Below are 10,322 nucleotides of genomic sequence, written 5' to 3'. Positions count from 1 at the left end.
AGTTCAAAGACTCATTCACGGAGTTCAAAGACTCATTCACGAGTATCAAAGACTCATTTTCATCTCAAACTCTCCCCATCCCCTTGTCCCCTTGTCCCCTTGTCCCCAGTCCCCAGTCCCTAGTCCCCAGTCCCCAGCCCCCACTCCCCATTCCCCTGCTGTCTAAATGTGCAACTTAACTGTGTAACAGCTTACTATCCTGCCGAGTCACCCAAAATAAAACTTTATACTTGAGAAAGAGAAAGTGAACTTCAACAGGAGGGGAGAGCAATGGCTCCCAATCCCAGCATTATGCGAGCTGTGGAACAATTGGGTTATCGTGTCACCGTTGGTGATGTGGCAACTCAGGCAGGATTGAATGTCGGGGAAGCAGGACAAGGATTATTAGCCTTGGCATCTGATGCTGGCGGACATTTGCAGGTAGCTGAAACAGGCGATATTGTTTACCTATTCCCACAAAATTTCCGAGCAATTTTACGTAATAAGTATTTGCAGTTACGGATTCAGGAATGGTGGCAGAAGATTTGGGGCGCTATTTTTTACCTAATTCGCATCTCATTTGGAATTTTCTTAATTGCTTCTATCGCCTTGATTACTATTAGCATCATCATCATCATTACTGCCATGAATTCAGATCGTGACAGTGACAGTAGGGACAGTAATTTTGGTGGTGGCTTTTTCTTCTTCCCAGATTTATTTTGGTATTTCAGCCCGAATTACAATACTCGATACCAGGAACGGCAGCGCGAAAGACCTCAAGCAAGCAATTTGAATTTTTTTGAGGCTGTCTTTTCATTTTTATTTGGTGATGGTAATCCTAATGCCAACTTAGAGGAACGTCGCTGGCAAGAAATTGCTGCTGTGATTCGTAATAATCGTGGTGCAGTTGTCGCAGAACAAATTGCTCCCTATTTGGATAACATTGGTGAGGGATATACAAAAGAGAACGAAGACTATATGTTGCCTGTGCTGACACGATTCAATGGGCAACCTGAGGTAAGTCCAGAAGGACAAATTGTATATTACTTTCCAGAATTGCAGGTGCAAGCCAGCAAAAAGCGCCGTCAGTCAATACCAGTTTACCTAGAGGAATCACTATGGCGTTTTAGTGCAGCCAGTTCAGGGCAAGTTATGCTGAGTGCTGGGTTGGGCGCACTTAATTTGGTGGGTGCTTTAGTACTCGGAAGTTTATTAAGAGATGGTATAGTCGCTGCCCAATTAGGTGGACTAGTCGCTTTTGTACAAGGTATTTATTGGCTGCTGTTAGCTTATGGAATAGGCTTCTTGGGTATACCGCTACTGCGTTATTTCTGGATTCAATGGTGCAATAGTAAAATTGCCGCACGTAACCGCGATCGCCTTTCACGGGCTAGGCTGTTAACAAGCTCAGATGCAACTTTACAGCAAAAAATTGACTATGCTAGTCAGTTTGCTGCTGAAAAAGTTATTGGCAAAGAAGATTTAGTGTACTCTAGCGAAACCGACTTACTCGAACAGGAAGTTGAGCGTTCTGAACAAATGGACGCTGAATGGCAACGACGCCTCCAGCGCGGTAGTGGGGAATAGGTATCGGGTATCGGGGATCGGGTATCGGGTATGGGGTATCGGGGATCGGGTATTAGGTTGGGATATTACCGAAATTTCCTTGTCCCCAGTCCCCAGTCCCCAGCCCCCAGTCGCCAGTCCCCAGTCCCCAGTCCCCAGTCCCCAGTTCCCAGTCCAACTACTTCGCTTGAATTGGCGTTAGAGATACGCCCCGATAATAATGTCCTAAAATTTGCAGGTGGTTTGCTCCTCGCTGGGCGAGATTATAAGCTCCCCATTGGCTCATACCTAAACCATGACCGTAGCCAAGCCCTTGAAGAATAAAGCTACCATCTGCCCCCTTGCTAACGTTGAAACGGGTACTTTTGAGCCTGAGTGCAGTACGTACATCCTCACCCTGTAGCATTTTCGTACCTTTGTCGCCGAGTATTTTTAAGGCTTTAACACTACGGAAAGGCGAGAAAGCTTCTGGAATCATATCTTTGACATTGCCTACACCAGAAATTCTGGAACTAATTTCCGCAGGAGAGAAGGTTTTCACCCAATTGCACTCGCGGATATTTTGATCGTAGTCTTGAACAGCACGCAGGTAGGGGAGGGCATTTCCCCAAACATCTTCGACGTTTTCTGTGTGTCCCCCAGAACAAGCGTGGAATACCGAAAGAATAATCTTATTTTTGTAGGTTAGTACCTGCCCTGCTGTAGCATCGACTGCGGTATAAGTACCAGGAGATTCGCTGCTGACACCTTTATAAATTTGCCAACGATCTGGGCTAGCGCCTAAATCGTAAATGGGATTGCTATTGCGCTGCTTTTCTCGCTCGTAAAGGGCATAGGTGCGGGCGGCGATCGCTTGGGCTTTCAAGGCTTCTTGAGGCCACTTGGCGTCCATTTCGCCACCGATGACGCTGTAAAGATATTCTTCCAAGTCAACCCAGTTAACAGCGGTTAAGCCTTTTTCTGTGGGAACGACGAGAGTTCTACCCCGATACCAGCGATCGCCAATATAAACAAATCCCTTACCTGCCGGCTCAATCCAAAATAAACCAGACTGCCACTTATCCAAAGCGACTCCACCAGGAACGGCTTGGGCATAAAACGCATTCATCGCTGGTAATTGACCAAGAGTCCGACCGACACTATCCTTGACCGTTGCAGTTGTAGAACTACCAACTCTGACTTGATTGACACCCCTCTCAATTGCTACACGCAGAATTACAGATGCTTGAGCTGGTGCAACTAAAGCAATCCACAGAAGAATACTTAGCCACCAATGACGTCCTTTAATCTGGGAAAATAGAGAGCCTAATAACAGTTGGAATTTCATGCTGATTGTCTAATCACCTAGTATCTGTTTAAACTTGGTTTTACAGTAGTTTCTGAAAGATAGCAGCAGAACTTACTAATTTAGCTCCACTACCTTAAACAAAAAACTCACTTGGCAAGAGGGTTTTTGTTTCCTCTCTCAAATTGATTTTCTTTAAGCATCTGTAGTTTTCACATTATCTCTATCATAGGAAGTACAAATCAAAGAGACAGGTTTGAAAACACAGGTAGTTCCCACCTTTTACCCATTATGCATAAGGATTGGGGATTGGGGACTGGGGATTAGGGACAAGGGGACAAGGGGATGGGGACTGGGGACTGGGGACAAGGGGACAAGGGGACTGGGGACTGGGGACTGGGGACTGGGGACAAGGGGACAAGGAGAGTAACTAAGTAACTATTAACTCAGAACTCAGAACTCAGCACTTGAGAATTAGGCCGAAAGGTACAAATTTGAGGAATAGTGGGTAGTCTCGGCATATGTACTGTTTGTACTAGTACAATGCAGTTAGTTGTAAATAAAGCTGTGAACTAAGAGAATGTTGGAGAGTGTGGTTACCATAAGCGATCGCCCTGCGGAAAAGATACCAGCAGGTGGCAGTGACCCAGATTATTTCGACTGCAAAGAGGTATGGTATCCCGTCTATTATGTCGATGATCTGAATAAGTCGCAGCCGATGCCTTTTACACTACTTGGCAGAGATATTGTGATTTGGTGGGACAAGCAAACCGATCAATGGAGAGCATTTGCCGATCAATGTCCCCACCGTCTAGCGCCACTCTCAGAAGGTAGGATTAGTGAGGATGGACTGTTAGAATGTCCTTATCACGGCTGGGCTTTTTCTGGATCTGGCAGCTGCGATCGCATCCCACAGCAGGTTGCAGGGGGAACAGCAGAGACTTCCCGACGTGCTTGTGTAGCATCGTTACCGACAACTGAACGGCAGGGATTATTGTTTGTCTATCCTGGACAATCAGAGAACGCAGACAAAACCAAGGTTCCCATTGTCGAGCCATTAGAAGAATCACCGTCAGAATGGATCTGCCTCAATACATTTAGAGATTTACCCTACGATGCGCTGACGCTGCTAGAAAATGTACTTGATTCCAGCCATTTACCTTTTACACATCACCGCTCGGTAGGTAACAGAGTCAACGCCAGTGCTGTAGAGTTAGAGGTGATTGCCTCTGGTAAACAAGGCTTCGCAGGCGTCTGGGAAGAAGGGCCTCGCCGCGGTAAGCTGGGACGGCAAGACACAACATTTATTGCCCCAGGTTTGATGTGGCACGACTTGACTTCTAAGCAATTTGGCAGAACTTTGACAGTCGTATACGCTACACCTATTCGCAAGGGTGAGTGCCGCATTTTTGCCCGCTTTCCCTTCAAATTTTCTTCCAAACTCCCTGGTTTGTTCATGAAGTTGACACCGCGTTGGTACTCCCACATTGGGCAAAATGGAGTTTTGGAAGATGACCAAATTTTCTTACACTATCAAGAGCGTTACTTAGAAGCTAAAGGTGGCAGCACTAACTTTGTTAAGGCTTTCTACCTCCCAACCAAAGCAGACAGCTTCATCTTTGAGTTACGCCAGTGGGTAAACCAGTTCAAGGCAGACCCATTTCCTGGAGAAACTTTGCCACCAAGATTATCCAAAGAGAAACTGCTGGATCGTTATCATTCCCATACCAAGAAGTGTGCTAGCTGTAGCAAAGCATTAACCAGGATTCAGCAACTTAAATTTTGGTGTGCAATTATAACTGCGATCGCCTGGACAATTTCACCACTGTTGGCGTTTTTCGTTGGCGACACATCATTGCTAGCCAAGATATTCTTGACAGTAACGCCCCTTGCCTTAGGAGCAGCCTGGTTATGGTTGAATAACCTAGAGAAAAAATTCTATGTTGGCAGAGAAATACCACTGCGTAACCTGCCTGAAAAAACTAAGAATTCACATAAATAACTCTCGTAGGGAAGAGCGCGATCGCTAATATTTTTATGAGATTTATAGTTCATTAAAAATCATAGTAGTCTAAGTTACAGGTTAATTTTATATAGCTACTAAAGAATAGCTAAATACTCTGTTTTCTAGTTTGAATCCCTCCTTACGATAGAGATAAACTCACAGAATCTAAGTTGAATAGAAAGTGTTATATCTTGCCAATCAACTGAATTGAGAAACCATCTATTTATTTTCTCAACAAGTTGGCGGCAGTATTATTCACTTAACAGATTGAATTCTGTGAAGACCTGCAATCATCGAAGGAAAAAAAGAATATGGCAAACACCGACGCGGCAAAAATGACAGAGCGTTTTTGCGCTTTGAGCATTGGAATTATCTTCTTTCTGGTAGGTTTCGCTGGATTTATACCAGCTTTAGTCTCTTTACCGGGAAGCAGCGAATCTTATATTCCACTTAGTGAATCTCATAGCGCTTACGCTGCGGGATTTGGCTTTATATTTGGGGCATTTCCCACCAATTTCTTGCATAACATAGTACGCTGCGGCGTAGGCTTGTGGGGGATTGCTTCTTTCAACAGTGCTAGCAGCGCCCGCATATTCAATCGCAGTTTTGCCATAGCTTATGTTGTGCTGGCAATCATGGGATTGATACCATTGGCCAAAACATTTTTCGGTTTCATGCCATTGTTTGGTAACAATGTTTGGTTTAATGCTCTAGCTGCGATCGCAGCTTTTTACTATGGCATTATCATCCCAGCTAAAGTAGAAGGCGTTAGTGTATCGCAAAGTAGCTAATATCTACTGCTACTCTGTTTAAGTTGGGTGTAGGGAAACTCTCACCACACCCTACACCCTGTCTCGAAGAATGAAATTTATTATTTGGAATACTAGTTTTAAGCGTTATTTTAAGCGGATTGTTCGTCAAAATTAGGCGCAACAACAATTCCAACAAGAACTCGTAGTAATTCTTCTAATTCTTCAGGAACGCGATAGAGTTTTAAGTCTTGAGAAATGAGTTTTTCTTGACGGTGAAATATGCCAAACCGCCAATCTTCTCCTGTAGTAACAGCACCATAAAGAAGAGGTGTTTCTGATTGTGTCCATTGGTCAAGTGCAATCAATTCTACTGCAAGTTGGGTAAATCCCCGACCTAAATCAGATTGTTTAGCTTCAACTACTAACATTCCCACATTACTGTTGATGTAGTAGTCAAAGCTACCCTTTAGCTGTTCATTCACATTAATAGGATATTCAATATTTAATTGGGTTTGAGTTTCTGCACAAACTTCTAATAAGGTAGGAGCAATTAATATCTCCCGTCTTGCCATTTCGCTGATCGGGTTAACGTAGGCTAAATTTCTTTGCAAATAGTGGCTCAAAAAATCTAAACATTTAAGCTCACCTGCATATTTTGGTAAATCAAGCCGCTTGCGTTCATAAGTACAATTAAATTCTGCAAGGATGTCAGCTGGCGTATAGGGCAATTCAAAATATTTGCTAAATGTATAGCTTGTACCTGGTTGCAGAATGCGTGGGCGGTTCATAAAATCACCTTTTATGAAGCCAAAACATCTTGCAACTTCGCCACCATTTCTGCCCGTGCTGAAACTTCTAACTTGCGGAACATTCTTTTCAGAGCTTGTTTAACAGAATTTTGGGTAATCCAGAGTTTTGCCCCAATTTCTGCGTTGGTTAAACCCTGTGCTACCAACTCGGCAATTTCTAATTCACGCGGTGTCAGGCGACTTACTAAAGGTGAATTTAAAGTTGTGGGTTTCGCGCGGAGGGTGGCAAGTTTGGCTGAGATGTGAATGCATAAAGCACTCAAATCGGCTAAATCGTTACCATCAAAGGCTGGATGTCCCTTCGCACGAGCCAAGTTCAGTGTTCCTACAAGACGACCATCACAGATAATCGGGCCAGTCATCACGTGTTCGTGGTCGTGGCGGGGGCAAATATCCTTCCAATCTTCTGGAGATAATATTAATTGCTCATGAGCGGGAGCGTGACGTTCAGCCACATAGCGCCCTACCGGATTACCTTGTAAGCATACGGCTGGAATACCTGGAACATCAATCTCAGTTTTTGACTGGTCATCTCTAAGATAGAGACCCCAATGTTGCACGCCAAAATGCTCGCCAAGCGTGTCCATGAGAGCTTGTTTAAGTTCTTGCTCATTGCGGACATTGGCGATCGCACTAAATGCAGCATGAAGAGAATTAGCCATAAGTGTACCCAGTTGGGGACTATGCGGGGCTTCACAATTACTTCTATGCTAATACCAGCAAAGATAAAAAGCTAATATCACTAGTCGCTATAGGTGAATACATGACAGTTACACAGATTTCTGCTCAGGAACTTTTCCGGGCTGCTTATGAAAATCGTTACACTTGGGACAAGAATTTTCCTGGGTACACCGCCGATATCACCTTTAAGTATGACGATCAAGTTATTACAGGTAAAGTAATCATCAGCGCCAATCTCAAGGCGGAAGTGTTGGATGTAGAGGACGAACAAGCAAGCAAGGCGATTCACGGACAAGCTTGGGAAATCGCAATTCACCGTATCCGTCGTTCCTTTGAAGATACTCACAGCGCAAACACCTTTAGCTATGGCGCTACTGACGAAAATGGTGCTGTTGAAATTTTAGTTGGTGGTAAAGCTGACGGCGATAAATACAAAGTCCGCAATAATGAAGTCTGCCACGTTCACCGCCTAATTCACGGTACTTTTGTGACAATCGACACCTTTAGCAGTCACCAGACTGGAGAAGGTTATCTGTCTCATACCTACGATTCTGTATATAATGACCCGAAAACCGGCGAACAAAAGGGTGGTAGAAGCGAGTTTACCGATGAATACGAAAAAGTTGGTAAGTATTTCATTCTCAATCGCCGGGAAATTCGCACCGAGACAGAAGGGAAAGTATCAACTCAGGAATTTATCTTCTCTAACATCAAGTTGTTAGAACCTGTTGCTGCTTAATAAGTAATGTAGCCCATCAAAACCTGGATATGGTGGGCAATGCCCACCCTACTTTTTAATATTAGTGTAAGCGATCGCATCTTTAAGTTGGTGTGATCGCTTTTATTTTTGGCGTTCCGAGTTCCAAGCACGAAATTTCAAGTGAAAAGCTCTGTCTTTCGTGTTCCAAGCTCGAACTTTTGAGAAAAAAGCTTGGTTTTTTGTGTTCTGAAGTCGAAGTTCCGAGTAAAAAGCTCGGTCATTTGTGTTCTGAAGTCGAAGTTCCGAGAAAAAAGCTTGGTCTTTCGTGTTCTAATCTCGAAGTTTCGAGAAAAAAGCTTGGTCTTTCGTGTTCAAAGCTCGGAGTTCCAAGTTCTAATGTCAATTCACTGCAAAGATATGTTGACGCGCAAGGAATAAAAACGAACCACAAAGGACGCAAAGAACACGAAGAAAGAAAATATAGAGAGAATTTGGTGCAGCTTTACAAAAGATGAGGGGGAAACTAATACCAATTCACGAAAATCTCGATACATATAGATTTTTTGTAGGGGTTTAGCATTGCTAAACCCTTAGTCACGCATTTATATCATCATTAAAGTGAAATTGTATGAAAATTAATATTATTTCAGGTTAATAATTATCCTAATACGTGGGGAAGGGCACAGCAATGCTGTGCCCCTACGAGAAATCTATATGTATTAGGGTTTTCGTGAAATGGGATAAGAAATAGAAAAAGTGGCGTCTAAGTTTATTTTCTTTAATTGTTAAGTAGCTCAACTCAATTAAACCTGAAATGTCATTACGAGCCGAACGCAGTGAAGCGAAGTAATCGCAAAGACTCTATTTTAAGTTTTTCAATGTTGATGTACTTATCATCCACGGTTTTGCTTAGACACTTTAAACTACGCGATTTTGGCGAATACACTCTGCATACCATTCAGCACTAGCTTTCGGGATACGTTTTTGCGTTTCGTAGTCTGTATATACAATTCCGAAGCGGCGGGAATATCCCCAAGACCACTCGAAATTGTCCATTAGAGTCCATAAAAAGTAACCTCGCAAAGGATAACCTTCAGCGATCGCACGATGAACTGATTTGAGGTAGGCTCGCAGGTAGACAATTCGATCAGTGTCAATTACTTCACCATTAGAATTGACTTCATCTTCAGCAGCACAACCATTTTCGGTGATAAAAACTGGTAAATCGTTACGCCCTAATGTTTCGCTGACATGACGAATTGCCCAATAGATACTTTCCGGTAGAATGTACAGCCAAGGCATATACATTTTTGGATAAGTTTTGGGAAAGTCGAGGAATTCGTAACCTAATTTGTTATCCGCAGCGCGTACATAAACACCGCTGTAGATATTCAAGCCGATCGCATCGAGAGGTTGGTAAATTATTTCTAAATCACCAGGCTGAATATCTGGTGCATTTTCGCCTAATAGCTCTAGTATTGCAGGACTGTAAGCACCAGTCAGAGCCGGAAAGATTACGCCACCATTTTGTCCATAAGTGTGGAATGCTTTTTTAGCTGCTTCAACATTAACAGGAGATTCATTGATGGGAACTGTAACTGTGAAGTTATCCACCAATGCAACTTTACAAGGAACTGGCGAAGCAGCACGAATCGCTTGACACCCCATACCGTGAGCAAGTAAAGCATGGTGAGAAGTTTGCCATACTTCCTTTTGGCTGTTGAGACGCTTACCTGGGGCGTGTGGTGGTTCCTGGTTGACGTCATAACTCATGTGAGTAAAGCAAATAGTTTCGTTGAGAGTCATCCAGTGGTTAATCCGCGAACCCAATCGACTGACAACCGCAGTCACATAATCAGCATAATCAGACGCTATTTGTCGGTTTTGCCAGGAACCGTATAAATCATCGAGTGCTTGCGGTGTGTCCCAGTGGTATAAGGTCGCGTGAGGAGTGATACCATGCTCTAGCAAACAATCGACAAGACGCTTATAAAAATCCACGCCTTCCTCATTGACGCTACCACGCCCATCGGGAATGATGCGAGACCATGCAATACTGAAGCGATAATGCTTAAGACCTAATTGTGCCATTAACTTTATATCTTCTTGGTAACGGTGATAGTGGTCGCAAGCAACATCACCTGTATTACCATCCTTAATCCGTCCTGGTGTAGCGCTGAAAGTATCCCAGACGCTTTTTTTACGTCCTCTCTCATTGGCTGCTCCTTCAATTTGATAAGCAGCAGTAGCAGTACCCCAATAAAAACCTTCGGGAAATTGGTAAATCATAGGATTTTTTCTCATACAGCTTCATTTACAGCGATTTTCAGATGAGTAGACTACGCTGTAAGAACCCACATCCGTGTATCCATACTAATGATTGTGGTTCAAACGCCTAAAAACTGCTGTAATTCATCGCATTTAAAGCTTTTAGTGTAGCAATAGCCGCCTTAATTCCACGTTGAAAACTCGGTAATATTCATACTTTGATATATATAGCAATCCGATTTGATTTCTGAATCACTCGTAGAGGTAAGGGACTGGG

Annotated in this window: 9 protein-coding genes; 4 read left to right on the top strand and 5 right to left on the bottom strand. The window is 43.5% G+C overall.

Features of this window, described 5'->3' with window-relative positions:
- The first annotated feature begins 270 nt into the window (after positions 1 to 270).
- Positions 271 to 1,566 carry a hypothetical protein gene (locus AC5JL8_RS38480; RefSeq protein WP_495884932.1) on the top strand — a complete coding sequence of 432 codons (1,296 nt, stop codon included), beginning with the start codon at positions 271 to 273 and terminating at the stop codon, positions 1,564 to 1,566.
- 157 nt (positions 1,567 to 1,723) lie between these two features.
- Here AC5JL8_RS38480 and AC5JL8_RS38475 read toward each other — a convergent pair whose 3' ends face one another.
- Entirely contained in the window at positions 1,724 to 2,872 is a 1,149-nt protein-coding gene (locus tag AC5JL8_RS38475) for a SpoIID/LytB domain-containing protein (protein WP_495884931.1), read from the bottom strand.
- Between the two features lie 538 nt (positions 2,873 to 3,410).
- Here AC5JL8_RS38475 and AC5JL8_RS38470 point away from each other — a divergent pair.
- Positions 3,411 to 4,832, top strand: a complete 1,422-nt coding sequence (locus tag AC5JL8_RS38470; RefSeq protein ID WP_495884930.1) for an aromatic ring-hydroxylating dioxygenase subunit alpha — start codon at positions 3,411 to 3,413, stop codon at positions 4,830 to 4,832.
- Between the two features lie 314 nt (positions 4,833 to 5,146).
- Positions 5,147 to 5,626: a DUF4383 domain-containing protein gene (locus AC5JL8_RS38465; RefSeq protein WP_495884929.1), complete on the top strand. Its 480-nt coding sequence runs from the start codon at positions 5,147 to 5,149 to the stop codon at positions 5,624 to 5,626.
- Positions 5,627 to 5,736: 110 nt separating this feature from the next.
- On the opposite strand, the gene AC5JL8_RS38460 is transcribed toward AC5JL8_RS38465, so the two are convergent.
- Entirely contained in the window at positions 5,737 to 6,375 is a 639-nt protein-coding gene (locus AC5JL8_RS38460) for a hypothetical protein (protein ID WP_495884928.1), read from the bottom strand.
- An 11-nt stretch (positions 6,376 to 6,386) separates the two neighbouring features.
- Positions 6,387 to 7,058, bottom strand: a complete 672-nt coding sequence (locus AC5JL8_RS38455) for a LuxR C-terminal-related transcriptional regulator (RefSeq protein WP_495884927.1) — start codon at positions 7,056 to 7,058, stop codon at positions 6,387 to 6,389.
- 101 nt (positions 7,059 to 7,159) lie between these two features.
- Between AC5JL8_RS38455 and AC5JL8_RS38450 the strand changes: the two genes are divergently transcribed.
- Positions 7,160 to 7,816 carry a DUF3386 domain-containing protein gene (locus AC5JL8_RS38450; protein WP_495884926.1) on the top strand — a complete coding sequence of 219 codons (657 nt, stop codon included), beginning with the start codon at positions 7,160 to 7,162 and terminating at the stop codon, positions 7,814 to 7,816.
- On the opposite strand, the gene AC5JL8_RS38445 is transcribed toward AC5JL8_RS38450, so the two are convergent.
- Together AC5JL8_RS38445 and AC5JL8_RS38440 are read right to left on the bottom strand one after the other, a co-directional pair.
- Complete coding sequence (locus tag AC5JL8_RS38445; protein ID WP_495884925.1) at positions 7,813 to 7,947, bottom strand: hypothetical protein; 135 nt, start codon at positions 7,945 to 7,947, stop codon at positions 7,813 to 7,815. The two genes, AC5JL8_RS38450 and AC5JL8_RS38445, sit on opposite strands and share 4 nt — an antisense overlap.
- A gap of 748 nt (positions 7,948 to 8,695) precedes the next feature.
- The gene (locus AC5JL8_RS38440; protein ID WP_495884924.1) at positions 8,696 to 10,081 is read right to left on the bottom strand and encodes a GH1 family beta-glucosidase; all 1,386 of its coding nucleotides are present in this window, start codon (positions 10,079 to 10,081) and stop codon (positions 8,696 to 8,698) included.
- Positions 10,082 to 10,322: the final 241 nt, after the last annotated feature.

Source organism: Mojavia sp., from assembly GCF_059505145.1.
The sequence above is the reverse complement of the archived record's forward strand: the minus strand, read 5'-3'. Positions and strand labels throughout refer to the sequence as shown.

Coding starts and splice junctions, on each gene's coding strand:
- AC5JL8_RS38460 (WP_495884928.1), bottom strand. CDS start 6,375: ATGAACCGCCCACGCATTCTGCAACCAGGTACAAGCTATACATTTAGC.
- AC5JL8_RS38480 (WP_495884932.1), top strand. CDS start 271: ATGGCTCCCAATCCCAGCATTATGCGAGCTGTGGAACAATTGGGTTAT.
- AC5JL8_RS38470 (WP_495884930.1), top strand. CDS start 3,411: ATGTTGGAGAGTGTGGTTACCATAAGCGATCGCCCTGCGGAAAAGATA.
- AC5JL8_RS38475 (WP_495884931.1), bottom strand. CDS start 2,872: ATGAAATTCCAACTGTTATTAGGCTCTCTATTTTCCCAGATTAAAGGA.
- AC5JL8_RS38440 (WP_495884924.1), bottom strand. CDS start 10,081: ATGAGAAAAAATCCTATGATTTACCAATTTCCCGAAGGTTTTTATTGG.
- AC5JL8_RS38450 (WP_495884926.1), top strand. CDS start 7,160: ATGACAGTTACACAGATTTCTGCTCAGGAACTTTTCCGGGCTGCTTAT.
- AC5JL8_RS38455 (WP_495884927.1), bottom strand. CDS start 7,058: ATGGCTAATTCTCTTCATGCTGCATTTAGTGCGATCGCCAATGTCCGC.
- AC5JL8_RS38465 (WP_495884929.1), top strand. CDS start 5,147: ATGGCAAACACCGACGCGGCAAAAATGACAGAGCGTTTTTGCGCTTTG.